Below are 25,972 nucleotides of genomic sequence, written 5' to 3'. Positions count from 1 at the left end.
CGGCCGGCCCGGCCACGGCCGCCGCCGCGCAGCGCGCACGCGACGACGAGCCGTACGGCGTCCCGGCCGGTCACCGGCCCGTCACCCCCGCGGCCCGCGCAGCAGCGCGAGCGACGCCAGGGCGCCGACGCCCGCGACGATCGCCGCGCCCGCGAACGCCGCGGAGTAGCCGTCCGTCAGGGCGCCGACGTCGCCGAGCCGGTCGGCTCCGGCGGCGGTGGCGACGGCCGTCATCACGGCCAGGCCGAGGGCGGAGCCGATCTGGTAGCTGGTGTTGACGATGCCCGACGCGAGGCCGCCCTCCTCCGGCGGCGCCGCGGAGATCGCGGTGCCGAGGGTGGGGATGAACGCCAGCGACATGCCGAGCGCGGCGACCAGCGACGCCGGCAGGACGTCGACGAGGTAGCTGCCGTCCGGGTCGACGAGCGCGAGCCAGCCCATGCCGGCGGCGAGCAGCGCGAGGCCGGTGACGGTGGCGTGGCGCGGGCCGATCGCGGCGAGTACCTTCGGCGCGAGCACGATCATCCCGACCATGATGAGCAGCGTCATCGGCAGCAGCGCGGCGCCGCTGGGGAAGGCGGTGAAGCCGAGGACCTGCTGCAGGTAGAGGTTCAGGAAGAACCACATCGGGATCCACGCCGCGCCGAGCAGCAGCTGCGCGAGGTTGGCGGCGGCCAGGTCGGGCGCGCGGAAGATGCCCAGGCGCAGCAGCGGCTCGCGACCGCGGGCCTGCAGGGCGACGAAGAGCGCCATCAGGACGACGCCCGCGCCGAGGACCCACCAGGTGCGCGCTGTGCCCCAGCCCACCTCGGGCGCCTGCACCACGGCGTACACGATCGCGGCGAGGCCCGCGGTCACCGTGACCGCGCCGACCAGGTCGACCCGGCGGGATCCGCCCATCGCACCACCCGGCATCGCGGACGGGACGGCGGCGAGGATCAGCAGCGCGATCGGGATGTTGATGGCGAACACCCACGGCCAGCTGAGGTACTCGGTGATCACGCCACCGAGGAAGACGCCGGCCGTGCCGCCGGCGGGGGCGGCCGCGCCGTAGAGCGCGAGCGCCTTGGTGAGCTCGCGCGGCTCACTGCCGAACAGCATCATCAGCAGGGTCAGCGCCGACGGGGCGATGAGCGCGGCGCCCGCGCCCTGGATCGCGCGCCCGGCGAGCTCGACCTCGACATTGCCGGCGACCGCCGCGACCAGCGAGCCGGCCGCGAGCACGACCCAGCCGGCAGCGAAGACGGTGCGCGCGCCGAGGACGTCGGAGACCTTGCCGCCGAGGAGCAGCAGGCCGCCGAACGCCACGACGTACGCATTGAAGACCCAGGACAGGTTCTCCGGTGTGAAGCCCAGCTCGCGCTGCATCTGCGGCAGCGCGACGCCGATGATGGAGGTGTCCATGATGACCATGAACTGGGCGGCGGCGATGACCGCGAGCCCGAGTCGGCGCCGGCTCCTGCTGCCGGTCGCCGGGGAGGTGAGGACTGACATCGTGATCTCCTTCTTGACGGATAGGTACCCTAGGGGGGTACCGTATGAAGCAGATCGGGACGCTACCACGGAATACCACAGGGGGGTATCCTGTTCGGGCAGGTCGATCACCGCAGGAGAAGGACAGGGCAATGGACGAGCAGCACCAGCACAGCTACATCGCGAACCGGACCAAGGACGACTACCTCAAGCGGCTGCGCCGCATCGAGGGTCAGGCCCGTGGGCTGCAGCGGATGGTCGAGGAGGAGCAGTACTGCATCGACATCCTCACCCAGGTCTCCGCCATGACGAAGGCGCTCCAGTCCGTCGCCCTCGGGCTGCTCGACGAGCACATGGCCCACTGCGTGGTCGGCGCGGTCAGGGAGGGCGGTGAGGAGGCCGAGCTCAAGCTCAAGGAGGCCTCCGACGCCATCGCCCGCCTGGTCCGCTCCTGACCGACCTCCCCCCTGCCGCCACCGGCGGCACACCCCGATCACTTCCATCACCGCACGACCCGAAAGGAGCTCAGCGATGAGCACCACCCAGACCTTCACCGTCACCGGCATGACCTGCGGCCACTGCGTCGCCTCCGTCACCGAGGAGGTGCAGGAGATCGCCGGCGTCGAGAACGTCGCCGTCGACCTGCCCACCGGTGCGGTCACGATCACCAGCGCCGCCCCTCTCGACGCGTCGGCCGTCCAGGCCGCCGTCGAGGAGGCCGGCTACCAGCTCGCATGAACACCCCGGCGCGGCTCGCGGGCTTCGGCGCCGCCGCCGTGGTCGTCTTCGGCGTCGCGGTCGGCGTCGGTCGGGCCGTCGGCCCGGTCGACGCGGCCGCCCCCAAGCACGACGCGCATGCCGGCGGCTCGATGAGCCACGGCAGCCACGACTCCGCCGGGGCGACGACCGAGATCCCCGGAGGACTCATGATTGCGCAGGACGGCTACACCCTCACCCTCGCCGACAGCGGCGCCCGCCCCGGGCGCGACGTACCGGTGAGCTTCACCATCGCCGGGCCCGACGGCGCGCCCGTGACGTCGTACGACGTGCAGCACGAGAAGCAGCTCCACCTGATCGCCGTACGGCGTGACTTCAGCGGCTTCCAGCACGTCCACCCGACGCTGCACGACGGCACCTGGACCACCGACCTGGCGCTGACGCCGGGCGACTGGCGGCTGTTCGCCGACTTCAAGGCGACCGACGGCGAGGCGCTCACCCTGGGCGCCGACCTGCGCGTGGCGGGCGACTACACCCCCGCGGCGCCGGCGGCCGAACGCCGTACGGCCACGGTCGACGGCTACACCGTCACCCTCGACGGCGACCTGTCCGCCGGGGCCGACGCCCGGCTCACGCTGAGCGTCAGCAAGGACGGCACGCCCGTGACCGACCTGCAGCCCTACCTCGGCGCCTACGGACACCTGGTCGCGCTGCGTGCCGGCGACCTCGCCTACCTCCACGTCCACCCCGACGGCGAGCCCGGCGACGGCACGACGAAGCCCGGGCCCGACGTCGTCTTCCACACCGGCGTCCCGAGCGCGGGCACCTACCACCTCTACCTCGACTTCCGGCACGACGGCGTCGTCCGCACCGCGGCCTTCACCGTCGCCGCCGGCGGCTCGGGGCAGGAAGGACAGAGCAGTGGACCCGCACACTGAGAACCAGGTCGAGCTCGCCCTCACCGGCATGACCTGCGCCTCGTGCGCGAACCGGATCGAGCGCAAGCTCAACAAGCTCGACGGCGTCACCGCGACGGTCAACTACGCGACCGAGAAGGCGAAGGTCACCTTCGTCGAGGGCGTCTCGACCGACGACCTGGTCGCCGCCGTCGAGGCAGCCGGCTACGGCGCCACCCTCCCCCGGCCGCCCGCGGCCGAGGGCGACGCGGCCCCCGCCGAGATCGACCCGGTCGCCACCCTGCGGCAGCGGCTGCTCGTCTCGGCCGTGCTCACCGTCCCGGTGATCGCGATGGCGATGGTGCCGGCCTTCCAGTTCACCAACTGGCAGTGGCTGTCGCTCACCCTGGCCGCGCCGGTGGTGGCGTGGGGCGCCTGGCCGTTCCACAAGGCGGCCTGGACCAACCTGCGCCACGGCACCTCGACCATGGACACGCTGATCTCGCTCGGCACGCTCGCCGCGCTGGGCTGGTCGCTGTACGCGCTCTTCTGGGGCACCGCCGGCACGCCGGGGATGAAGCACCCGTTCGAGCTCACCATCGAGCGCAGCGACGGCAGCGGCAACATCTACCTGGAGGCCGCGGCCGGTGTCACGACGTTCATCCTCGCCGGGCGCTACTTCGAGCAGCGCTCCAAGCGGCGGGCCGGCGCGGCGCTCAAGGCGCTGCTCGAGCTCGGCGCCAAGGAGGTCGCGGTCCTCGGACCCGACGGCGTCACCGAGATCCGCGTCCCCGTGGGGGAGCTGAAGGCCGGCGACCGGTTCGTCGTCCGGCCCGGCGAGAAGATCGCCACCGACGGCGTGATCGAGCGCGGCAGCTCCGCGGTCGACGCCTCGATGCTGACCGGCGAGTCGGTGCCGGTCGAGGTGGGCGAGGGCGACGCGGTCGTCGGCGCGACCGTCAACGCCGGCGGGCGGCTCGTCGTCCGGGCGACCCGGGTCGGCGCCGACACCCAGCTCGCGCAGATGGCGCGGCTGGTCGAGGACGCGCAGAACGGCAAGGCGCAGGTGCAGCGCCTGGCCGACCGGATCTCCGGGATCTTCGTGCCGATCGTCATCCTGCTCGCGACCGCGACCCTGGGCTTCTGGCTCGGCACGGGCAACGGCCTGGCGGCGGCGTTCACGGCGGCGGTCGCCGTCCTCATCATCGCCTGCCCGTGCGCGCTCGGCCTGGCCACGCCGACCGCCCTCATGGTCGGCACCGGCCGGGGCGCGCAGCTGGGCATCCTGATCAAGGGCCCGGAGGTGCTGGAGTCGACGCGCGCCGTCGACACCGTCGTCCTCGACAAGACCGGCACGGTCACCACCGGACGGATGACGCTGCGCGACGTGATCGCGGGCGAGGACGAGTCGGCAGCCGAGATCCTGCGCTACGCCGGCGCGCTCGAGGACGCCTCCGAGCACCCGATCGCGCGGGCCATCGCCGACGCCGCCCGCGAGGCAGGGACGCTGCCCGCCGTCGAGGACTTCGCCAATGTCGAGGGCCTCGGGGTGCAGGGCGTGCTGGTCGACGGCGACGCGTCGCACGCCGTCCTGGTGGGGCGGCCGCAGCTGCTGGAGGAGTGGTCGCAGCACCTCTCCCCCGCGCTCTCGTCGGCGCTGGAGGCGGCTCAGCGGACCGGCGGCACGGCCGTCGCGGTCGGCTGGGACGGTCAGGCGCGCGGCATCGTCGTGGTCGCCGACGCGATCAAGCCGACCTCGGCCACCGCCATCGCCGAGCTGCGCTCGCTGGGCCTGCGGCCCGTCCTGCTGACCGGCGACAACGCGGCCGTCGCGCGGACGGTGGCGGCCGAGGTGGGCATCGACGAGGCGGACGTGTTCGCCGACGTACTGCCGGCCGACAAGGTCGACGTTGTCAAGCGGCTGCAGTCCGAGGGCCGGGTGGTCGCGATGGTCGGCGACGGCGTCAACGACGCTGCCGCGCTCGCCCAGGCCGACCTCGGCCTGGCGATGGGCACCGGCACCGACGTCGCCATCGAGGCGAGCGACCTCACCCTGGTGCGGGGCGACCTGCGGGTGGCGGTCGACGCGATCCGGCTCTCGCGCCGGACGCTGGCGACCATCAAGGGCAACCTGTTCTGGGCGTTCGCCTACAACGTCGCCGCCCTGCCGCTTGCCGCCGCGGGCCTGCTGAACCCGATGCTCGCGGGTGCGGCGATGGCGTTCTCGTCGGTGTTCGTGGTGTCGAACAGCCTGCGCCTGCGGGGCTTCAAGGCGACGGCCTGACGCCTCACGCCGCACGACCCCTGCCCCGCGCGCCACGGCGTGCGAGGTAGGGGTCGGTCACGACCAGAAAGTCGGTGACCACGACCGCGACCTCGCCGGACGCGTCGCGCCCGAGCCAGGTCGGATAGCAGCCGTCCCCCCAGCCGGACGGGAACGCCGCGAGCGGCATCCCCGCCACCACCTCGACCAGGACGCCGCCCACCGGCTCCTCCTCGCCGAAGAGCGCCTGCGACAGCCGGTCCTGCAGCCGCCCGTCGTCGGCCTCCAGCACCGGCCCGATCCGCTTCGCCGACGGCATCCCCACGAAGCAGCCGGCGCCGCTGTCGACGCCGTACCCGAGGTAGGAGTCCCAGCGCAGCCCCGGCTTGGCGCCCGCGAACCCCGCCGGCTCCCACGAGACCACCGGTCCGTCGCCGCTGACCAGGAGCGCCGCGGCGGTGCGATGGTGGCCGAGACTGATCTCGACGTCGGCGGCCACGACGTCGTACGGCGTGACGCGCAGGGTCTGCGCCATCGGTCGCGGGTGCGCGCCGATCAGGTAGGGATCGGCCAGCACCAGCTGCCCGAACGGGAACACCATCCGCCCCAGCGGGTGCAGGGTGACCGGCATCGGCCCCTCGCCCGCGTGCTCGCGGTGGTCGGTGAGCTCGCCGGCGCAGAGGCCGTCGTACAGCCAGGCGGCGCGGCGATGCCACCACCGCCCCCGCCGCGCCCGGCGGACCTTGGCGTCCGGGAGCCTGGTCATGGATTCACGCTAGCGAGGCAAGGCGGGGTGCGTCATGGCGCAGAGAGGTGATCGGCGGGGATCCGGTGAACCTGATCGATGCAATCCGCGCCGATGATCGACCCGGCAGAAGTTTCCGCCGGGTCAGCGCGTTTCGCGAGCCAGTTTGTGACGGGTCGGCGACGTGGGCGGCCGACCAACCCCGCGACACACCGCCGCCAGCAGAGTCGTGTGCCTGAGAACCCGCCCACAGGCGTTCTCAGGCACACGACTCCCGCCCGACCAGCCCGGCACACCAACCCCGGCACACCAACCCGTCAGGAATCAAGAAGTCCCGACCCACCCACCCGGCCTACGGTCAAGACATGAGCAACATCAACACCCTCGTCCTCGAGGTGGCCGACCCGGCCGCCGCCCGCACCTTCTACACCGAGGCCTTCGGCCCCGACCTCCCGCTCGACTTCCGCGCCGGCAGCACGCCGTCCGAAGGGTTCCGCGGCTTCCACGTCTCCTTCGTCATGGCCCAGCCGGCGGACGTCGACGCGCTGGCCGAGTCCGCGCTGGCCGCGGGCGCGACGATGATCAAGCCGGTGAGTAAGTCCTTCTGGGGCTACGGCGGCGTGCTGCGCGCGCCCGACGGCGCGATCTGGAAGGTCGCCAGCTCGTCGAAGAAGAACACCGGCCCGGTGAGTCGCTCGTTCGAGAGCATCGCGCTGCTGATCGGCGCGGCGGACGTCGCCGCCAGCAAGCAGTTCTATGTCGACCGCGGCTTCGGCGTGGGCAAGAGCTTCGGCAAGAAGTACGTCGAGTTCACCGCCGGCACCGGCCGCGTCACGCTCGCGCTGCTCAGCCGCAAGGCGCTCGCCAAGGACGCCGGCGTCCCCATGGAGGGCAGCGGGTCGCACCGCCTCACCATCGTCGGCGGCGCCACCGCGGCCACCGACCCGGACGGCTTCCCGTGGGAGCCGGAGGGTCAGCGCCAGTCGTCGGAGACGACCTCGTCGAGCGCGGAGTCGATCAGCTCGAGCAGCGACTGATCGTCCGCGCCGAGCCAGCGGCGCTAGGCGTACTCGCCGCGCTCGACTGCGTCGGCACCCCCGGTCGCACCCGGCAGATCTGCTGTCGAATCGGCGAAATCGGAGCAGTATTGCCGGGTGAGACGGGGACCAGCCCCTAGGAGGCCAGCGCCGCCTCGACCGCGGCCAGGTCGTCGGCGTCGAGCTGCCACGCGGCCGCGGCGGCGTTGGCGGCCACCTGCGCGGGCATGGTCGCGCCGGCGATGACCGACGTGACGCCGTCCTGGGCGAGCAGCCAGCCGAAGGCGAGCGAGACCAGGTCCCGTCCGCGGTCGGCCGCGACCTTGGCGAGCCGCTCGACGGCGGCGAAGTTGGCGTCGGTCGCGACCGCCGCGAAGTAGGGCATCGTCGCGAGCCGCGAGCCGTCCGGGAAGGGCCGGCCGGCGGCGTACTTGCCGGTGAGCAGGCCCGACGCGAGCGGGAAGTACGGCACGACGCCCATCGACTCGGCGCGCGCGGCCGGCACGATCGACTCCTCGACCGCGCGGGCCAGCAGGTTCCACTCGATCTGGACGCCGGTGAAGGTCGCCAGCCCGCGCGAGCGGGCGGCGGCGTTCTGATCGACGATCTGGGCGGCGTCGACATTGGACGTCGCCACGTGCAGCACCTTGCCCGCCCGCACCAGCTCGTCGAGGGTCTCCACGACCTCCTCGACGGGCGCCTCGGCGTCGGGATAGTGCTGGTAGTAGACGTCGATCCGGTCGGTGCCGAGCCGGCGCAGGCTGCCCTCGGCGGCCTCCCGGATCCGGCGGGCGAGGGCGCCCGGGGCGAACTCCTCGCCGTCGGGGCGCGGGAGGTACTTGGTCGCGATGACGGCCTGGTCGCGACGTGCCCCGAGGGCCGCGCCGAGGAACTCCTCCGACTTCCCGCCGCCGTACATCTCGGCGGTGTCGAAGTGGGTGATCCCCTCGTCGAGCGCGGCGGCGACGACCTCGCGGGTCTGCTCGGCGTCGAGCTTCATGCCGAAGTTGTTGCCGCCCAGACCGACGACCGACAGCTCGGGGCCGCCGGCGCCCAGCGCACGCGTCCGCATCAGGCGACGCCCGCCGCGGCCTTCGCGCCGGCGGCGTGCCGCGCGACGATGTGGCCGAACACCAGGCCCTGGCCGATGGTCGCGCCGGCGCCCGGATAGCTGCGCCCGAAGACGTTGGCCGCCGTGTTGCCGATCGCGTAGAGACCCTCGATCGGGGTCCCGTCGGCGCGCAGCGGGCGGCCGAGCTCGTCGGACTTGATGCCGCCGCAGGTGCCGAGGTCGCTGAGGACGACCTTGACGGCGTACAGGTCGCCGCTGTCGAGCGGGCGCAGGTTGGGGTTGGGGCTGACCGTCGGGTCGCCGTAGTAGCGGTCGTAGGCGCTCTTGCCGCGGCCGAAGTCGTCGTCGATGCCGGACGCCGCGAGCGCGTTGAAGCGGGTCAGGGTCGCGGTCAGCTCGGCCTCGGGCAGGCCGGTGGCGGCGGCCAGCGCGGCGGCGGACGACGCCTTGTGCGCGATGCCGGCGTCGTACCACTCCTGCGGGATCGCCATCCGCGGGAACAGCGAGCCCGCGAGGACGTAGCTATTGCGGTAGGCCTGGTCGAAGAGCAGCCACATGTCGCCGACCGGCGTGCCCGCGCGGTCCTTGGCGAGCACGGTCTGGCCGAAGGTCATGTAGTCGGTCGACTCGTTGATGAACCGGCGACCGCTGCCGTCGACGATGATCGAGCCGGGCAGCGAGCGCTCGGCGAGCAGCACCTGCGGCGAGCCGCCGGGCAGCGGCGCGACGGCCGGGAACCACCAGGTCTGGTCCATCAGGTCGAGGTCGGCGCCGAGGCCGGCGGCGAGCTTGATCGCGTCGCCGGTGTTGCCGGTGTTGCCGAGGCTCCACTCCTGGAGGAACTCGGCCTGGTAGCGGTGGCGCATGTCCATGTCGTGGTCGAAGCCGCCCGCCGCGAGGACGACGCCCTTCCGGGCGAGAACGGTCTCCCGCGCGCCGTTGCGCTCGACGACGGCGCCGACGACGCGGTCGCCCTCGGTGACCAGCTCGACGAGCGAGGTCTCGCGCCAGATCGGGATGCCGGCACGCAGCGCGCCGGCGAACAGGCCGGCCGCGAGCGCCTGGCCGCCGGCCAGGTAGTGGCGGCCGATCAGCTTGCCGCCGATGCCCTGGGCCGCGCGGCGCATGATGAGCGGGACGCCGCGGCGCGGGACCCGGGCGACCAGGTTCATCCACTTGTAGTCGGCGCCGGTGACCGGCATCGGGACGGGCGCCTCGACGACGCCGGGCCGGAGCAGCTTGCGCGACTTGCCCAGCACCGACGCGTTGAACGGCCGGCTCTCGATGCTGCGGCCCTCGGCGTCGCCGCCGGGGAGCTCGGGGTGGTAGTCGGAGTAGCCGCGGGCCCACATCAGTTTGAGGCCGGTGGTGCGCTGCAGCATGGAGATGGTCTCGGGGCCGTGCTCGAGGAAGGCCTGCCAGCGCGCCTTCGGGGCGCTGTCGCCGACGACGGCCTCGAGGTAGGTCTCGCCGCGCTCGAGGGTGTCGGTCGAGCCGGCGGCGGTGAGCGCCGGGTTGGCGGGGATCCAGAAGGCGCCGCCGGAGCGGGCGGTCGAGCCACCGACGTACTCGGTCTTCTCGACGACGAGGACGTCGAGGCCCTGCTCGCGGGCGCTGAGCGCGGCGGCGAGGCCGGTGCCCGAGCCGATGACGAGGAGATCGACGGTGGTGTCGGACATGGGATCTTCCCTTCGGAGATAACTAGCCGTTCGGCTAGTTATTCTAAGCTTGCTGGCAGGGGAATCACGAGCATGAACGATGGGCGATGATGCGGGCATGACAAGTGCCGTTGTGCGGGAACGCGGGAGCCGTCCCGGTCGCGCCGGCATCCTGACCGCGGCGACCGGGCTGTTCGCCGTCCAGGGCGTCTCCGGCACCTCGCTGCAGCAGATCGCCGAGGCCGCGGGCATCACGAAGGCGGCCGTCTACCACCACTTCCCGACCAAGGACGACGTCGTGGCCGCCGTCCTCGCGCCGGCGCTCGACGCGCTGCGCCAGATCGTCCGCACCGCCGGCGCCCACCAGGATCCGCGCGGCCGGATCGAGGCCACGATCATCGGCCTCGCCAACCAGGCCGTGCAGCACCGCCTGGTCTGGTCGGTGCTCATGCAGGACGCCGGCGTCGCCGACCACGTCCGCAACGACCCCACCCACGAGGAGCTCTTCGACGGGCTGCAGACGCTGCTCTCCGGCCCCACGCCGTCGACGTCCGACCGACTCCTGGTGTCGGTCTTCCTGTCGGGGCTGCTCGGGCCGCTGCTCGACCCGCGCTGCGCCGACATCGGCGACGACGACCTGCGCGAGGGCATCGTCCGCGCCGGGCGTCGGCTGCTGCTCGACGCCACTGACGCGGCCTGAGGCCGGCGATGGCCGAGACCGAGATCGCGCTCGAGATCCACGGCCACCACCTGCCCGGTCGCACGTGGTGCCCCGCCGACGCGCCGCACGGCAACGTCCACGTCGGGATCCAGGTCGGCCGCGAGCCGGCCGAGCTGGTGCCGGGTGACACCGACGCGGCCCAGTGGTCGCTCACCGTACGACGACGCGAGCTCGCCGACGGCGCCGTCGACTTCCGGGGCCCGGCCGTGCAGGGCCGCCGCGGCGCCCGCTTCGTCTACCTGACCTGGGGCGACGTCGACCCGGACGGCGGGTTCCACATGTTCCGGCGGGCCAAGCTGATGCTCGACGACCTGCTCGCCGTCCCCGGCGCGCCGACCCGGATCGTGGCCGCCGTCCATCTCACCGACGACCGCGGCGGCCCCCGCTGCGCCCGGCTCGCGCCCCCGGCGCTCCAGCTCCGCCCCGCCTGACCCGCCCGGCACCCCGCGGACGGCGATCGTCCGACACCGTTGTGCGATTGCTCAACGCGCCCCGCCGCGGTTGTGGCGGATGGACCGGCGCGCGCCACCCCGGCCCGGATGCATGCTGACGAGGTCAACGTGATCCAGGGCACAGGGGGGAACGCCGTGAGCGTGCACGAGCAGCAGGAGCAGCGGCCGGACGACGGCCGGCCGGCCGACGTCCTCATCGTCGGAGCCGGGGCCTCGGGCGGCGTGGCCGCCCTCGAGCTGGCCGGCCGCGGGTTCCGCGTGGTCTGCCTCGAGCAGGGCGACTGGAACATCCCGGACGACTTCACCGGCAACAAGCCGGAGTGGGAGCTCACCAAGCTCAAGCAGTGGAACCCGGCGCCCAACGTGCGCCAGGGCGCGGCCGACTATCCGGTCGACACCAGCGAGACCCCGATCGAGCCGCTCATGTTCAACGGCGTCGGCGGCTCGACGATCATGTTCTCCGGCCACTGGGTGCGCGCGATGCCGTCGGACTTCAAGGTCCGCACGCTCGACGGCGTCGCCGACGACTGGCCGTTCACCTACGCCGACCTGGCGCCCTTCTACGACGAGGTCACCGCCCACATCGGCGCGTCCGGCCTCGAGGGCGACCCGGCCTACCCGGACCCGCACACCTTCCCCAACCCGCCACTGCCGCTCGGCAAGTACGGCCTCGCCGCCGCCAAGGGCATGGACAAGCTCGGCTGGCACTGGTGGCCGGCGCCCAACGCGATCGCGTCGAAGAACTTCCGCAACCGCCCCGCCTGCCAGCGCTTCGGCGCGTGCGAGTCGGGCTGCCCGACCGGCGCCAAGGCGAGCACCGACCTGACCCACTGGCGCGACGCCATCGACAAGGGCGCCCGCCTCATCACCGGCGCCCGGGTCCGCCGGCTGACCGTCGACGCCCAGGGCCTCGTCACCGGCGCCGAGTACGTCGACCGGGACGGCGTCGTCCGGCACCAGGCGGCGGGCGTGACCGTCCTCGCCGCGAACGGCGTCGGCACCCCGCGCCTGCTGCTCAACTCGACGTCGTCCCTCTTCCCGAACGGCCTCGCGAACTCCTCGGGCCTGGTCGGCAAGCGGCTGATGGTCCACCCGTACGCGTCGGTCTACGGCACCTACGAGGAGGAGATGGAGACCTGGCTCGGCCCGGCCGGCCAGGCGCTGCAGTCGCTGCACTTCTACGAGTCCGACCCGTCGCGCGGCTTCATCCGCGGCGCGAAGTGGAACCTGATGCCGACCGGCGGCCCGCTGCGCAACACGCTGTGGGAGCCCGGCCAGGACTGGCGGACCGCCTTCGGCCCGGCCTTCCACGACCGGCTGCAGAACACCTTCGGACACACCTCCGAGTGGGGCATCACCACCGAGGACCTGCCCGAGGAGCACAACGAGGTCGTCCTCGACCCGACGCTCACCGACGCCGACGGCATCCCGGCGCCGCGGATCCGCTACACGATCAGCGAGAACACGCAGCGGATGATCGACTTCAACGTCGCCCGCGCGGTCGAGGCGCACCAGGCCGCCGGCGCGATCCACGTCGACCCGATCCCGGTGGTCCGCGAGAGCGGCTGGCACCTGCTCGGCACGGCACGGATGGGCGACGACCCGTCGACGTCCGTCGTCGACCAGTGGGGCCGGGCGCACGACGTCCCCAACCTGTTCGTGATCGACGGCAGCGTCTTCGTGACGTCGACCGGCATGAACCCCACCGCGACCATCATGGCCGTCGCCCTCCGCGCGATGCGCCACCTCGCCGACCACCGCAGCGACCAGCAGTTCGCGGGCTGAAGGAGCGCATGATGAGCCTCACCACCGACCAGCGGGCGACCTTCGCGGCCGTCGCCGACGTCCTCATCCCGGGTGCCGGCACGCAGCCGTCGGCCACCGCCGCCGGCGTCCCGGAGCGCCTGGACTGGGCCCTGACCCATCGCCCCGACCTCGCGTCCCCGCTCGCCGACGCACTCGACCGGTGCGCCGCCGCCGGCGACCTGGAGTCCGCCCTCGACGCGCTCGCCGCCGACGAGCCGCACCTGCTCGAGGCGCTGACCGTGCTCACCGCGGGCGCCTACCTGACCACCCCCGCGGGCTTGGCGGGCCGGCCGTACGCCGCCGCGCCGCGCAATGTCACCGACGAGATCGACAGCTACGTCGATCTGCTCGAGGTCGTCGCCGAGCGCGACTTCGAGATCCGGGGCGTGTGACATGTCGGCACTTCCTGCGAGCAACGCTCCCCTGCTCCTGCACATGGTCGGCGGCCGCAGCGTCGCCGGCTCCGGCACCTCGACCCACCCGGTCGTGAACCCGGCGACCGGCGCCGTGATCGCCCGGGCCACCAACGGCACCGCCGAGGACGTCGACCAGGCCGTCGCCGTCGCGACCACCGCCTTCGCCGCCTGGCGCCGGACCACCCCGGCCGAGCGGGCCGACGTCCTGCTCCGGGCGGCGGGCGTCGTCGAGGAGAACGGCGACGAGCTGGCCCGCCTGGAGTCGGCCAACGCCGGCAAGCCGCTGGCCCTGGCCCGTGAGGACGTCGCCGGCACCGTCGACACGCTGCGGTTCATGGCCGGCGCGGTGCGCGCCCAGCAGAGCCTGGCCGCCGGCGACTACCTGGCCGGCAAGACGTCGATGATCGTGCGCGAGCCGGTCGGCGTCGTCGCCGCGATCACGCCGTGGAACTACCCGCTGCTCACCGCCGCCTGGAAGATCGGCCCGATCCTCGCCGCCGGCAACACCTGCGTGCTCAAGCCGTCGGAGCAGACGCCGCTCACCACGATCCGGCTCGCCGAGCTGCTCGCGGACGTCGTCCCGCCGGGCGTCCTCAACATCATCCTGGGCGAGGGACCCGTGGTCGGCGAGGCGCTCGCGACCCACCCCGACGTCGCGCTGGTCTCGGTCACCGGCAGCGTCCGCAGCGGCCAGGCCGTCGCGCGCGCCGCGTCCGACTCGCTCAAGCGGGTGCACCTCGAGCTCGGCGGCAAGGCGCCGGTCATCGTCTTCGCCGACGCCGACCTGGACGCCGTCGCCGACGGCATCGCGTTCGCCGGCTTCGGCAACTCCGGCCAGGACTGCGGCGCCGCCTGCCGGGTGCTCGTCGAGGAGTCCGTCCACGACGCCCTCGTGGAGCGACTCGTCGCCCGCGCCGAGGCGCTCGTCGTCGGCGACCCGGTCGAGGGTGAGGCCGTCGAGATGGGCCCGCTCGTCTCCGAGGCCCACCGCGACAGCGTCGTGGGCTTCCTCGAGCGCGCGTACGCCGAGGGCGTGCGCGCCGCGGCCGGCGGCGGAGCCCCCGACCGAAGCGGGTTCTTCGTCTCCCCCACCGTCCTGGTCGACATCCCGGCCGACGCGGAGTGCGTGCGCCAGGAGATCTTCGGCCCGGTCGTCACGGTCGAGACGTTCGCCGACGAGGAGGCTGCCGTCGCGGCGGCCAACGACACGGCGTACGGACTCGCGGCGTCGGTCTGGACCGGGAACGCCCGCCGGGCCGCCGCCCTGCCCGGCCGGCTCGACTTCGGGACGGTGTGGGTCAACGACCACCTGTCCTTCGCCACCGAGATGCCGTGGGGCGGCTTCAAGGCCTCCGGCTACGGCCGCGACCTGTCGGCCTACGCGCTCGACGACTACTCCCGCACCAAGCACGTCATGGTCAATCACGGGTGACCCTCAGCAACGAAGGAACCGTCCCATGTCGAACGAAAACACTCTCGTCGAGGGCCTGACCATCCAGCCGGTGCCGGAGGATCAGCGCACCGGCAAGGTCCAGCACCTCTTCTCCTTCTGGTTCACCGTCCAGATCATCCCGCTGGCCGTCGTCACCGGCTTCCTCGGACCGACCGTCTTCGGTCTCGACGTCGGCTCGACGATCCTCGCGATCGTCTGCGGCAGCGTCGTCGGCGCGGTGTTCATGGCGCTGCACTCCGCGCAGGGCTCCCAGCTCGGCGTGCCGCAGATGATCCAGGCCCGCGCCCAGTTCGGGATGTTCGGCTCGGTGCCGCTGACCGTGATCGTGGTCCTGATCTACGTCGGCTGGATCGTGTCGCTGATGGTGCTGGCCCAGCAGACGCTGGGCGCGGTGCTGACCGGGCTCGGCCACACCACCGGCCTGCTGCTGAGCACCGCGGTGACCCTGTTCGCCGTCGTGGTCGGCTACCAGCTGATCCTCCGCTTCAACCGGATCATGGTCTGGCTGTCGGGCCTGGCGCTGCTGCTCACGCTCGTCTACACCGGCATGAAGGCCGCCGACGGCGGCGTGAGCCTGGCCTCCGCGGGCGGCGCGTTCAACTGGGCCGGCTTCCTCGGGATGGCCTCCGTCGTGGGCGTCTGGCAGCTGTCGTACGCGCCGTACGTCTCCGACTACTCGCGCTACCTGCCCTCGAACACCACCACCCGCTCGGCGTTCTGGTACACCTACGCCGGCACCGTGCTCGGTGTCATCGGCTCGATGACGGTCGGCGCCTTCCTGGTCGCCGGACTGGGCGCGAACGGCGTGCTGGCCGACCTCGACAACATCATGCCGCACCCGGTGTTCGTCTTCGTGATGCTCGCGTTCTTCCTCGGCGCGATCGACGCCGGCGTGATCAACATGTACGGCTCGTCGCTGTGCGTGCTGACCTGCCTGCAGACCTTCCGGCTGAACTGGGCGCCCCGCTCCTCGGCCCGCCACCTGGTCGCCGTGACCCTCGCGATCGCCGTGTTCGTCGCCTCCACGACCGTCACGGACAACTTCATGGCCGAGTACACCAACTTCATCCTGGTGCTCGCCTACCTGCTGGTGCCGTGGAGCATCATCAACCTGGTCGACTACTACCTGGTCCACAAGGGCGACTACGACCCGAACTCGTTCAGCGACCCGAACAGCGGCTACGGCGCCGTCAACGGCCCCGCGCTCCTCAGCTACGTCCTCGGCTGCATCGTCCAGATCCCCTTCATGTCGACCACGCTCTACGTCGGGGCGATCGCCAAGGACACCGGCGGCGTCGACACCTCCTGGATCGTCGGCAGCATCGCGACCGGCTTCATCTACCTCGGCCTGCTCCGCCTCTGGCGCCGGCCCGCGGCCCACGTCCTCACCCCTGAAACGGAGATCTCCGCATGAGCAAGCACCAGCCGATCGGCGCCCTCGAGGCGACGAAGATCCCGCGATACGCCGGCCTCGGCACCTTCGCGCGGATCCCGTTGATCGAGTCGGTGCCCGACTACGACGTCGCGATCCTCGGCGTCCCCTTCGACGGCGGTACGTCGTACCGGCCCGGCGCCCGCTTCGGCCCGATGGGCATCCGACAGGCCTCTCGCCACCTGCGGCCGCGCTTCCACGTCGAGCTCGACACCGCGCCGCTGGAGGAGATCCAGGTCGTCGACGCCGGCGACGTGCCGTGCACGCCGTACAACATCGAGGAGGCGATGGAGCAGATCGAGGACATGGCCCGCGACGTCCTCGGCACCGACGGACGGCGGATCGTGACCCTCGGCGGCGACCACACCGTCGCGCTGCCGATGCTGCGCGCCGCGCACCGCCAGCACGGGCCGATCGCGCTGGTCCACTTCGACGCGCACCTCGACACGTGGGACACCTACTTCAAGGCGCCGATCACCCACGGCACCGTCTTCCGCCGGGCCTTCGAGGAGGGCCTGCTCGCCGAGGACAAGTCCATCCACGTGGGCATCCGCGGCCCGATCTACGACCGGATGGACCTGGTCGACGACGCCAAGTTCGGCTTCCGGATCATCCGCGCCGGCGACCTCGACTTCCTCGGCATCGAGGGCGCGGCCGACGCGATCCGGCAGCGGGTCGGCGACGCGCCGGTCTACGTCTCGATCGACATCGACGTGCTCGACCCGGCGTTCGCGCCCGGCACCGGGACGCCCGAGATGGGCGGCCTCAACAGCCGCGAGCTGCTGCACGTGCTGCGCCGACTGGACGGGCTCAACATCATCGGCGCGGACGTCGTCGAGACCGCGCCCGACTACGACCACGCGGAGGTCACCTGCGTCGCCGCGGCGACCGTCGCCTTCGACCTGGTGACGCTGATGAGCAAGAACGCGCCCGCGCAGTCGCCCGCGTAGTCTTCGCACATGGCGATCACGGTGCGGGATCTGCTCGAGATGCCGCACCTTCGGCTCCGCCTGCACTCCGGTGCGGGCGGAGTCGACCGCGCGGTGTCGTGGACGCACACCTCCGACCTCCCCGAGCCGTGGCGGTGGCTGACCGGCGGCGAGCTGCTGATGACCAACGGGATGTCCTTCCCGTCGTCCGGCGCGGACCAGGCCGCGCTCGTCGCGCAGCTGGTCGACGCCGGGGCCAGCGCCCTCGCGATCGGCGAGCGGATGTACTGCCCGCCACTGACGCCCGAGCTCGCCGCCGCCAGCGAGGAGCTCGGGCTGAGCGTGCTGATCATCGCCTACCCGATGCCGTTCGTGGCGATCTCGCAGGCGGTCGCCGCTGCCAACCTGCTCGAGCAGTCGGACCGGCTGATCCGCACCGAGCGGATCTACCGGACCCTGCAGCGGATGGTCAGCCTCGAGGTCGACAGCTCGCTGCTCTCGCGGGACCTCTCCCAGCAGCTGGGCTGCGCGGTGCACGTGTGCCACCGCGAGTCGAGTGAGCCGTGGTATCCGCACGACCCGCGCTTCGACGACGTCCTCACCGACGCGCTGCGGGGCGGCGCCGGCGGCGCGCGTCAGCTGCGGGCCGGTGCGTTCGCCGTACCGCTGGCGGACGGGCGCGAGCTGCGCCTGGTCGACGTGCCGACCCAGCCGGCCGCCGTCCTGGCGCTGGTGTCGGAGCCGCACCACGTCCTCGACGCGATCCTGGTGCAGCACGCGGTCACGGTGATCGCGCTCGAGCTCGCGCAGTCGCTGATGCGCGTCGAGCAGGACCGCCGGCTCGGCTCCGAGCTGCTCGCGCAGCTGATCGAGGGACAGGTCGACCCGCGCGCCGGCCGCCGACAGCTGCAGTCGCTCGGCCTCGACATCTCCGAGACGACGCTCTTCGCGATCTCCTCCGACGACCTCGAGCGGCTCCGCGACCTCCACGTCGCGCTGTGGCGCAACGACATCCGCCACCTCGTCGTCCACCGGTCCGGGCTGCTCTACGTGCTGTGCGTCGAGCGGCCCGAGGTGCTCGCCGTCCTGCGCGCGCACCTGGGCGACGCGGCGACCGTCGGCATCAGCGGCCCGGTCGCGACGCTCGACCGCGTGCCCGAGGCGGTCCGCGAGGCCGCCTGGGCGATGCGCGCCGCGGCCGACGTGCCGACGCGGACCTTCCGCTACGGCGACGCGACCCCCATCCTCGGCATCGCCGCCCTCGACGACGCCGGCGCCCTCGCGACCCGCGTGCTCGGGCCGCTGGTCGAGCACGACCAGGTGCACAACGCCGGGCTGCTGCACACGCTGGAGGTCTTCTTCGCCCACCAGCGCTCGTGGCAGAAGACCGCCGACGCGCTGCACGTGCACCGGCAGACGGTGCTCTACCGGATCCGCAAGGTCGAGCAGATCACCGGCTTCGACGTCAACGACACCGCCGACATCGCCCAGCTGTGGCTGGCGTTGCAGGCGCACACGCTGCTGAGCGGGCCGCCGCGGGAGCCGCGCGGCTGATGCTCAGCGGCTCAGCCAGTCAGCGGCTCAGCCGCGGTCCTCGCGCAGGGTGTGGGCGACGAGGGCGTTGGCATGGCCGTGGCCGAGGCCGTGCTCGGTCTTGAGGAAGGTCACCAGCTCGCCGTGCTTGGCGCTCGCATAGCCCGGGTGGGCGCGCAGGGTCTCCTGCCAGTGGGCGATCGGATGGCCGTAGGTCTTCTCGATCGAGGGGAAGTACGACGCGGGGCCCTTCACGGCGGGCGGCTTGCTCACGGTCATGACTCCTTCGACTCAGCGTCGGGCGCAGATTCATCGGTGCCCGGCTCATCGGTGCCCGGCTCATCGGTGCCCGGCTGATCGGTCGGGACGGCGAGCGCCCGGGCGTAGATCGCGCGCACCACCGCCTCCTTGCGGGCGTTGTACTGCATCGAGTGCTCCCCCTCCGCGGCAGCCGCGGCCGCCGCCTCGCGCTTGGTCGAGGCGTAGCGCGCGACGTCGTCGGGGTGGGTGCGTAGCCAGTCGCGGAACCGCCGGTGCCGCGCGATCTCCGGGCTGTCCGGCCCGAACACGTGCAGGTGGCACGACGGGTCGCTGCCGCGCAGCAGCCGGTGGCCGTTCCACCACGGCTCGCGGACGCGCAGCTCGAGGCCGAGCGCCTGCAGCGCCGGGACGTACGCGTCCTCGTCGTCCGGGTCGGCCACCACCAGGTCGATGTCGATGATCGGCTTCGCGGCGAGGCCCGGGACCGCGGTGGAGCCGACGTGCTGGATCAGCAGCGCCCGGTCGCCGAGAGCGCCCCGTACCTGAGCCGCGAGGCGGTCGAAGGCCGCCGGCCAGGCGGGATCGGCGTCGACGAAGCGGACGTCGGTGCTCGGCCCGGCGCCGTCGACCCAGGGCGACGGCAGCGGCCCGGTGTGCCGGGCGATCGCGTCGACGAGCACGCCCCACAGCGGGCGCGGCCGGTCGTGGCCCATGTCGGGGACGAGCAAGAGGTGGGCGCCGGGCACCAGCTCCGCCGTACGACGTCCACCGCTCGGGTCGATCAGCGTGTCGTCGAGCCCGTGGACCACGAGGGTCGGCACGTCGAGCGCGGCCAGCTCGGGCGCACGGGATCCGGCGAGGACCATCGCGGCGAGCTGCCGCGGGACACCCGCCGGGTAGTAGGCGCGGTCCCAGCTCTCCCCGGCGAGTGACCGCAGGGCGTCGACGTCGGCGTAGCGGCGGGAGGCCCACACCAGCTCGCGATCCGCCGACGCAACATAGCCGTCGCGGTCGGCCGGACGCGGCGCGAAGAGCGCCTGCTGCGCCTCCGGCGACGACTGCCCGACCTCCGGCTCGCCGGTCGACGACATCATCGAGGTCAGCGACGCCACCCGCTCGGGGAAGGCGATCGCCATCGTCTGCGCGATCATCCCGCCCATCGACGCGCCGACCACGTGCGCGCGGTCGATGCCGAGCGCGGTGAGCAGGCCGATGCCGTCGGCGGCCATGTCGCGCAGTGAGTACGGCGCCATCGCCAGCGCCGCCGCGACGTCGCCCGTGCTGACCGCGGCGATGAAGTCGCCCAGGTCGACCGGGTGGTCGTCGTACCGCGTGGAGAGGCCACAGTCGCGGTTGTCGTAGCGGATCACGTAGCGGCCGCGGTCGGCGAGCATCCGGCAGAGGTCCTCGTGCCAGGCGATCAGCTGCGCGCCGAAGCCCATCACCAGCAGGACCGGCGGATCGGCGGGATCCCCGAACGTGTCGTAGGCGATCGAGACGTCCGGTGCGACCTGCGCGATCGGCACGTCAGACCAGCCCGTGCTCGTGGGCGAACACCACGATCTGCACCCGGTCGCGCAGCCCGAGCTTGCGCAGGATCGCGCCGACGTGCGTCTTCACCGTCGACTCGCTGAGGAAGACGCGCTCGGCGATCTCCTGGTTGGACAGGCCCTTCGCCACCGCGCCGAACACCTCTCGCTCCTTGTCGGTCAGCCCCAGGTACGTCGCCGGCGGGGTCGCCGCGGCCTGGAACTGGCTGTCGAGCAGCGTAGAGAGATCCGTCGGCGCAAGCACCGCATTTCCCGAGTGGACGGTGCGGATCGCGTCGCGCAGCATGATGGGCGTCGTCCCCTTGAGCAGGAAGCCGCTCGCGCCGTACCGGATCGCGGCGGCGGCGCGGTCGTCGAGATTGAACGTCGTCAGCACCACCACGCGCACCGGCCGCTCGCGGCGAGCCGCCCGGTCGGGCAGGAAGATCTGCCGAGTCGCTTCGACGCCGTCCATCTCCGGCATCCGGATGTCCATCAGCACGACGTCCGGCTCCAGGTCGTCGACGAGCTGCACCGCCTCGAACCCGTCGGCCGCGGTGCCGACGACCGTCATCCCCTCCTGCGCCTCGACGATGACGCGGACGCCCTCGCGGAAGAGGTCCTGGTCGTCGACGAGCAGTACCCGGATCGGCCCGTCGGCCTCCGCGGCGGTCACCGGGACCTCACCGGCACCCACGCGGTCGCGGTGAACGTGGGCGGGTCGACCCGCCGCCGTACGTCGAGCCGGCCGCCGACCGCCTCGAGCCGTCGACGCATCCCGTCGAGCCCCTGCCCGCCGTTGCCGACCAGGGTCGGCGGCGCGGCCGGCGGTCCGGCGACGGCTATCGGCTGGGTCTCCGCCAGCGGCGGAACATCCGTCGGCACAGCGTTCTGGACCTCGATGCGCAGATCGCCCTCCCAGTGGCGTTCGACGGTCACCGGTCGGTCGCGGCGGCCGTGCTTGATCGCGTTGGTGAGCATCTCCTGCAGCACCCGGAAGGCCACCACCTCCAGCTCCGGCGGCATCGGCTGGGGTGTGCCGACCTCCGTCGTCACCACCTCGTGCCCACTCGCCCGGACGCCGTCGATGAGGCTGTCGAGATCGACATGCCGCGCCGGCGGGGCGGTCGCGTGCTCGGACGTCGACGCGAGCACCTGGCGCACGTCGTCCAGCGACGAGCGCGCCGAGGTGACGATATTGGCCATCGTCACCTTGAGGCCCTGGGTGTCGGCGTCCTCGAGATACTGAGCGGCCTCGGCCTGCGCGAGGATCACCGCCAGCGAGTGCCCCACGACGTCGTGGACGTCGCGCGCCAGCTGGGCCTGCTCCTCGCGGAGCCGGGCGATCTCCTCGGCCTGGTCACGCTCGGCCTCGGCGGCGACCTGCGAGCGGCGGGAGTCCTCGGAGCGGGCAGCGAAGCGCAGCGCCAGGCCGAGGAGCCAGGGCGTCGCCAGCAGCGTGATGCCGAGCAGGGCGCCGAGGATCCGCCAGTCGACGCGGCCCGAGCGGTAGGCGTCGGCGGCGAAGCTGCCCACGCCGAGGAGCTGCAGGGACTCGTAGAAGGTGTACGGCGTCAGCCACAGCACCGCGAGCGCCGCGCCGATCGGGATCGAGAGTCCGCTCAGCCACACCGTCGCGATCCGCCCCCAGCGGGCGCAGCCGAAGGCGACGACCGCGAACAGCACCTCGGTGAGCATCGGGTGCGCATCGGTCACGATCTGGAAGAGCGCGGTGAGCCAGGCGACCGCCAAGGCGGCGCCGGGCAGCGCGCGGGACAGACCGACCGCCACCGCCAGCCCGGTGATGACGACGAGGGGCGTCCACGGGTGCACGTAGTAGTAGCGGTTGATCTCCACCAGGCTGATCAGCAGGATCGCCAGCCCGGCGAGGGCGTCGGGCAGCCACCGCAGCAGGTGTCTCACGCCGGAACCGCCACCCGCTCGGGGCTCCAGCGACGCTGGAGCGGCGCCTCGACGTACCGCCACGACAGGGCCGCCGCGACCAGGGTCAGCAGGACCGCGGGGAGCGGCGGGAGCCAGAGCGACAGCGGGTAGTTCCACAGGTACGCCGCGTACGACACCACGCCCAGCGCGACCACCGCGCGCAGCGGCCCGGTGATCGTGGTCCATCGGCGCCAGGCGAGGATCAGGACACCGGTCAGCGCGGCGATGGCGGGGCCTCCTGCCAGGTAGGTGAGGGCGTGTCCCCGCAAGGGAACCACACTCAGCACCGCGAGCGCGGCCAGGGCCACCGGCACCGCCCAGGACGGCAGACGGGGAGCCAGCCGGTCGCCGTACAGCCGGACGGCGGCGCCCACCACGAAGCAGAGCGCCCAGCTGGTCGGCAGCGAGTAGGCGAGGTCCGGGTCCTCGGCGAGCCACCAGGTCGTCGCCAGGCACGCGAGCGCCGTCGCCGCCCCGGCGAGGACGAGCGCGCGGCCGCGACCGAGCAGGAGCAGGGCGGCCGGCCAGAGCAGGTAGAACTGCTCCTCGGTCGCGAGCGTCCAGAGATGGAAGGTCGCGTCGCTCGCATGGCCGAACGGCAGGTTGCCGGTCCAGGTGAGCGCCCAGAGCACGGTCCAGCCGAGCTCGCCGCGGTCGCCGAGCGGGTCGAGCAGGAGGGTCACCACGACGACGCCCGCCACCAGCACGAGCAGCGGCGGCACCAGCCGCTGCGCCCGGCGCCGGTAGAAGGACCGGAGCGGCGGCCGCCGTTCGAGGACACCGGTGATCAGGTAGCCCGACAGCACGAAGAAGACGACGACCCCCACGACGCCCGCCCCCGGCGCGAGATCCGGCAGCGCGTGCCGGAGCATCACCAGGCCGACGGCCAGCCCGCGGAGCAGGTCGAGGCCGTCGATCCGGCCCCTCACCGGTGCGCGCCGTGGACGAGCTCGTCGAGCAGGACGGCGTACGGCATGCCGGCCGCCGCGAACATCCGCGGCGCCTGTGAGTGTGCGGTCATGCCCGGCATCGTGTTGACCTCGTTCAGGACCGGGCCCACCTCGGTCAGGAAGAAGTCGACCCGCGCCACGCCGTCGCACCCGAGCGCCTCGAACACCCGGACCGCAGCGTCGGTCAGCGCCTTCGCGTCGGTCTCGTCGAGCGCAGCGGGGATACGGAAGTCGGCCTGGCCGCCGTACTTGGCGTCGTAGTCGAAGAGCCCGTCGACCACGATCTCCAACGCCGGCGGGACGAACAGGGTCCCGTCGGCTCGCCGCAGCACCGCCACGTCGATCTCGCGACCGACGACGACGTCCTCGACGAGCACCCGGTCGTCGAGCGCCAGCGCGGCCTCCAGCGCCGGCGCCAGCTCCTCGGCCGACAGCACCTTGCTGACGCCCTGGCTGGACCCCGCCGACACCGGCTTCACCACCACCGGGTGGGTCCACCGCAGGCCGGGCGCCGTCGCCGCGGTGACCAGGACCCCCGTGGCCGTGGGGATTCCGACCGCCTGCGCGACCAACTTGGTCGCCCACTTGTCCATCGCGAGCGCGCCCGGGCGGACGCCCGAGCCGACGTACGGCAGGCCGGCGAGCTCGCACAGCGCGGCCAACGCGCCGTCCTCGCCGCGCGGGCCGTGCACGACGGGGAACACGACGTCGCACCCCGCCAGCACCGCGGCTGCGCCGATCAGGCCGATCTCGCGCCCGTCGAGGTGCCAGCCGCCCTCGCGGCCGATCGTGAGCCGGACGACGTCGTAGGCCGTCGGGTCGAGCGCGTCCGCGACCGACGCCGCCGACGCCAGGGACACCTCATGCTCGCAGTTCGCGCCGCCGCCGATGACGGCCACCCGGATGCTCATGCCCGGCTCCCCGTCTCGATCGCCCGCAGGTACGACGCGGCGCGCGTGCGCCGCGGCACCCGCGCGCCGATGCCGGTCACGATCTCGTGCTCGATCGTCCCCGCCCAGGCGGCCCACTCCGCAGCGCTCGGCGCACCCGGTCCGCCTAAGACGGTCACCGTCTCCCCCGCGTCGGCACCCTCGGCGCCGAGGTCGACGACGGCCTGGTCCATCGAGATCCGCCCGACGACGGGGTGGCGGACGCCGCGGACCAGCACCTCCGCCTGGCCCGACGCGATCCGCGGCAGACCGTCGGCGTACCCGAGCGAGATCAGGCCGAGGTGAGTGGCGGTCGGCGTCCGGTAGGCGTGGCCGTAGCCGACGGCCGTCCCCGCGCGGACCCGCCGTACCTGCACGAGCGGGGCGGTGAGCGTCATCGCGGCCTCCAGGTCCGTCGTACCCGAGGGGTCGATGCCCACGAGACCCGCACCGATGCGAGACATCGTGTGGTGACTGCGCGGGTCGGTGAGCGTCGCCGCCGTCGCGGCGAGGTGTCGGTCGCGCGGCCGGAGGCCGGCTCCGCGGGCGACGTCGACAGCCCACGCGAAGCGGGTCCTGCCCAGGGCGTTGCAGGCGTCGTCCGGGTCGTCGGCGCAGCCGAGATGGCCCATCACGCCGACGACCTCGAGCTCACCGCGTTGCTCTGCCCGACGGGCAGCCCGGCACAGGGCTCCCCAGGACGACGGCTCCGCACCGTCGCGCGCCATGCCCGTGTCGATGTGCAGGTGGACGCGCGGTCGCCCGGCCGCCGCCGCGACCCCGGCAAGGTGGGCGAGGCTCGGCACCGCGACCTCGACGTCGCGCGCCGCAGCTGTGGCGAAGTCGGCGTCGACCGGATTGAGCCAGCTGAGGATCGGCGCCACGAGACCCGCATCCAGCAACGCCCACGCCTCGGCCAGGCAGGTGACGCCGAGGCGGGTCGCGCCGTGAGCGAGGGCGGTCCGCGCGACGTCGGCCGCGCCGTGGCCGAAGCCGTCGGCCTTCACCACCGCCATCACCTCGCCGGTGGTGGCCGCGGCGATCCGGGCGGTGTTGCGGCCGATCGCGGCGAGGTCGACGGTGAGCTGCGGCCCGCTCGAGACCGCGGCGCGGGGCTGCACCGCCAGCCGGCTCATGCCGCCACCGCCGACGACAGCGGCCCGTAGAGCGCGTGGGAGGCACCGGTCGCCAGCGCCCAGTAGCGGTCGCCGAGGCTCCAGTGCCACCACTCGGTCGGGTAGTTCACCAGTCCCTGCGCCCCCAGCACCTCGGCCAGCAGGGTCCGGTGCGCCCGGGCGTCGGCGCCGATCCCCGCGGCAGCGAACCAGCACCGGCCGTCGCTCTGCTCGGGCGTCGCATCGATCGGCGTACCGAGGTCGAGCTCCTCACCGCACACGTCGACCAGCGTCAGGTCGACCGCGGCCCCGGCCACGTGGGGCGCCACATCGATCGGCGACACGAACCGGCTGGTCAGCCGCTCCAGGTCGCAAGCGGCGATGCCGGGGTGGAGGGCGGCCAGCTCGGCGGCGTACGAAGTGATGATCGCGCGCTGCTGCGCCACCGTCCGGAAGCCCTCGACCACCCGCAGCCGGACGCCCGCGGGCAGCTGCCGGTCGGCGGCCACCAGCCGTTCGACGAGCCCCGCCCGGGCCACGGCGCCGGCGGGCGAGAGCTCGCGCGGCAGCCGGACCAGCGGCTCGCCGCACTCGACGACGGGGACGGCGCGGACCCGCGGGTCCGACAGGAGGATCGTCAT

25 protein-coding genes are annotated in these 25,972 nt (G+C 73.0%); 13 read left to right on the top strand and 12 right to left on the bottom strand.

The features are described 5' to 3' along the window. Window positions 1-81 precede the first annotated feature (81 nt). A complete protein-coding gene (locus tag AB4880_RS09705) occupies window positions 82-1,494 on the bottom strand; it encodes an MFS transporter (protein ID WP_367919016.1) in 1,413 nt (470 codons plus the stop codon). A gap of 131 nt (window positions 1,495-1,625) precedes the next feature. On the opposite strand from AB4880_RS09705, the gene AB4880_RS09700 reads away from it, so the two are divergent. The 4 genes from AB4880_RS09700 to AB4880_RS09685 all read left to right on the top strand — a co-directional run bounded on the left by AB4880_RS09700 (window position 1,626) and on the right by AB4880_RS09685 (window position 5,370). Next, the gene (locus AB4880_RS09700) at window positions 1,626-1,928 is read left to right on the top strand and encodes a metal-sensitive transcriptional regulator (protein ID WP_367919015.1); all 303 of its coding nucleotides are present in this window, start codon (window positions 1,626-1,628) and stop codon (window positions 1,926-1,928) included. 76 nt (window positions 1,929-2,004) lie between these two features. Next, entirely contained in the window at window positions 2,005-2,211 is a 207-nt protein-coding gene (locus AB4880_RS09695; RefSeq protein ID WP_367919014.1) for a heavy-metal-associated domain-containing protein, read from the top strand. After that, window positions 2,208-3,128, top strand: a complete 921-nt coding sequence (locus AB4880_RS09690) for a DUF8832 domain-containing protein (RefSeq protein WP_367919013.1) — start codon at window positions 2,208-2,210, stop codon at window positions 3,126-3,128. The genes AB4880_RS09695 and AB4880_RS09690 overlap by 4 nt, the downstream gene beginning before the upstream one ends. Before the next feature lie 28 nt (window positions 3,129-3,156). Beyond that, window positions 3,157-5,370, top strand: a complete 2,214-nt coding sequence (locus AB4880_RS09685; RefSeq protein WP_367919135.1) for a heavy metal translocating P-type ATPase — start codon at window positions 3,157-3,159, stop codon at window positions 5,368-5,370. A 4-nt stretch (window positions 5,371-5,374) separates the two neighbouring features. Here AB4880_RS09685 and AB4880_RS09680 read toward each other — a convergent pair whose 3' ends face one another. Next, a complete protein-coding gene (locus AB4880_RS09680; RefSeq protein WP_367919012.1) occupies window positions 5,375-6,115 on the bottom strand; it encodes a DUF4241 domain-containing protein in 741 nt (246 codons plus the stop codon). Between the two features lie 344 nt (window positions 6,116-6,459). On the opposite strand from AB4880_RS09680, the gene AB4880_RS09675 reads away from it, so the two are divergent. Then, a complete protein-coding gene (locus tag AB4880_RS09675; protein ID WP_367919011.1) occupies window positions 6,460-7,131 on the top strand; it encodes a glyoxalase in 672 nt (223 codons plus the stop codon). A 136-nt stretch (window positions 7,132-7,267) separates the two neighbouring features. On the opposite strand, the gene AB4880_RS09670 is transcribed toward AB4880_RS09675, so the two are convergent. Continuing rightward, window positions 7,268-8,203 carry an aldo/keto reductase gene (locus tag AB4880_RS09670; RefSeq protein WP_367919010.1) on the bottom strand — a complete coding sequence of 312 codons (936 nt, stop codon included), beginning with the start codon at window positions 8,201-8,203 and terminating at the stop codon, window positions 7,268-7,270. Further along, the gene (locus AB4880_RS09665; RefSeq protein ID WP_367919009.1) at window positions 8,203-9,882 is read right to left on the bottom strand and encodes a 3-ketosteroid-delta-1-dehydrogenase; all 1,680 of its coding nucleotides are present in this window, start codon (window positions 9,880-9,882) and stop codon (window positions 8,203-8,205) included. Before AB4880_RS09665 ends, AB4880_RS09670 begins: the two co-directional genes overlap by 1 nt. 97 nt (window positions 9,883-9,979) lie before the next feature. Here AB4880_RS09665 and AB4880_RS09660 point away from each other — a divergent pair, with 97 nt between their 5' ends. The 8 genes from AB4880_RS09660 (at window position 9,980) to AB4880_RS09625 (ending at window position 18,624) form a co-directional block, all read left to right on the top strand. Continuing rightward, the gene (locus AB4880_RS09660; RefSeq protein WP_367919008.1) at window positions 9,980-10,561 is read left to right on the top strand and encodes a TetR/AcrR family transcriptional regulator; all 582 of its coding nucleotides are present in this window, start codon (window positions 9,980-9,982) and stop codon (window positions 10,559-10,561) included. A gap of 8 nt (window positions 10,562-10,569) precedes the next feature. Beyond that, on the top strand, window positions 10,570-11,013 hold the full coding sequence (locus tag AB4880_RS09655; RefSeq protein ID WP_367919007.1) for a DUF5990 family protein: 444 nt from the start codon (window positions 10,570-10,572) through the stop codon (window positions 11,011-11,013). 156 nt (window positions 11,014-11,169) lie between these two features. Beyond that, window positions 11,170-12,819 (top strand): GMC family oxidoreductase, encoded by a 1,650-nt coding sequence (locus AB4880_RS09650; RefSeq protein WP_367919006.1) that lies wholly within the window; start codon window positions 11,170-11,172, stop codon window positions 12,817-12,819. Between the two features lie 11 nt (window positions 12,820-12,830). Beyond that, complete coding sequence (locus tag AB4880_RS09645; protein WP_367919005.1) at window positions 12,831-13,232, top strand: gluconate 2-dehydrogenase subunit 3 family protein; 402 nt, start codon at window positions 12,831-12,833, stop codon at window positions 13,230-13,232. Window position 13,233: 1 nt separating this feature from the next. Beyond that, the gene (locus AB4880_RS09640; protein WP_367919004.1) at window positions 13,234-14,688 is read left to right on the top strand and encodes an aminobutyraldehyde dehydrogenase; all 1,455 of its coding nucleotides are present in this window, start codon (window positions 13,234-13,236) and stop codon (window positions 14,686-14,688) included. Window positions 14,689-14,713: 25 nt separating this feature from the next. Continuing rightward, entirely contained in the window at window positions 14,714-16,123 is a 1,410-nt protein-coding gene (locus AB4880_RS09635) for a purine-cytosine permease family protein (RefSeq protein WP_367919003.1), read from the top strand. Further along, on the top strand, window positions 16,120-17,091 hold the full coding sequence (gene speB, locus AB4880_RS09630) for an agmatinase (RefSeq protein WP_367919002.1): 972 nt from the start codon (window positions 16,120-16,122) through the stop codon (window positions 17,089-17,091). The genes AB4880_RS09635 and speB overlap by 4 nt, the downstream gene beginning before the upstream one ends. Before the next feature lie 9 nt (window positions 17,092-17,100). Then, on the top strand, window positions 17,101-18,624 hold the full coding sequence (locus AB4880_RS09625; RefSeq protein ID WP_367919001.1) for a PucR family transcriptional regulator: 1,524 nt from the start codon (window positions 17,101-17,103) through the stop codon (window positions 18,622-18,624). A 27-nt stretch (window positions 18,625-18,651) separates the two neighbouring features. Here AB4880_RS09625 and AB4880_RS09620 read toward each other — a convergent pair whose 3' ends face one another. Genes AB4880_RS09620 through AB4880_RS09585 form a run of 8 tightly spaced genes read right to left on the bottom strand, consistent with a single transcriptional unit; the run spans window position 18,652 to window position 25,972 of the window. Then, entirely contained in the window at window positions 18,652-18,876 is a 225-nt protein-coding gene (locus tag AB4880_RS09620; RefSeq protein WP_379229244.1) for a DUF4287 domain-containing protein, read from the bottom strand. Window positions 18,877-18,878: 2 nt separating this feature from the next. Further along, window positions 18,879-20,390: an alpha/beta fold hydrolase gene (locus AB4880_RS09615; RefSeq protein ID WP_367918999.1), complete on the bottom strand. Its 1,512-nt coding sequence runs from the start codon at window positions 20,388-20,390 to the stop codon at window positions 18,879-18,881. 1 nt (window position 20,391) lies between these two features. Continuing rightward, complete coding sequence (locus tag AB4880_RS09610) at window positions 20,392-21,069, bottom strand: response regulator (RefSeq protein WP_367918998.1); 678 nt, start codon at window positions 21,067-21,069, stop codon at window positions 20,392-20,394. Further along, entirely contained in the window at window positions 21,066-22,316 is a 1,251-nt protein-coding gene (locus tag AB4880_RS09605; protein WP_367918997.1) for a sensor histidine kinase, read from the bottom strand. Before AB4880_RS09605 ends, AB4880_RS09610 begins: the two co-directional genes overlap by 4 nt. Next, window positions 22,313-23,266, bottom strand: coding sequence for an acyltransferase family protein (locus AB4880_RS09600; RefSeq protein WP_367918996.1), 954 nt, complete (start codon window positions 23,264-23,266; stop codon window positions 22,313-22,315). Before AB4880_RS09600 ends, AB4880_RS09605 begins: the two co-directional genes overlap by 4 nt. Then, entirely contained in the window at window positions 23,263-24,198 is a 936-nt protein-coding gene (locus AB4880_RS09595; protein ID WP_367918995.1) for a D-alanine--D-alanine ligase family protein, read from the bottom strand. The genes AB4880_RS09600 and AB4880_RS09595 overlap by 4 nt, the downstream gene beginning before the upstream one ends. After that, a complete protein-coding gene (gene alr / locus AB4880_RS09590; protein ID WP_367918994.1) occupies window positions 24,195-25,352 on the bottom strand; it encodes an alanine racemase in 1,158 nt (385 codons plus the stop codon). The genes AB4880_RS09595 and alr overlap by 4 nt, the downstream gene beginning before the upstream one ends. Continuing rightward, the gene (locus tag AB4880_RS09585; RefSeq protein WP_367918993.1) at window positions 25,349-25,972 is read right to left on the bottom strand and encodes a M15 family metallopeptidase; all 624 of its coding nucleotides are present in this window, start codon (window positions 25,970-25,972) and stop codon (window positions 25,349-25,351) included. The genes alr and AB4880_RS09585 overlap by 4 nt, the downstream gene beginning before the upstream one ends.

Origin of the sequence: Nocardioides ginsengisoli, from assembly GCF_039537225.1 — a bacterium.
In the GTDB taxonomy this organism is placed as follows: Bacteria; Actinomycetota; Actinomycetes; order Propionibacteriales; family Nocardioidaceae; genus Nocardioides; species Nocardioides ginsengisoli.
Note: the sequence above shows the minus strand (reverse complement) of the source record. Positions and strands in the feature narration are given on the sequence as shown.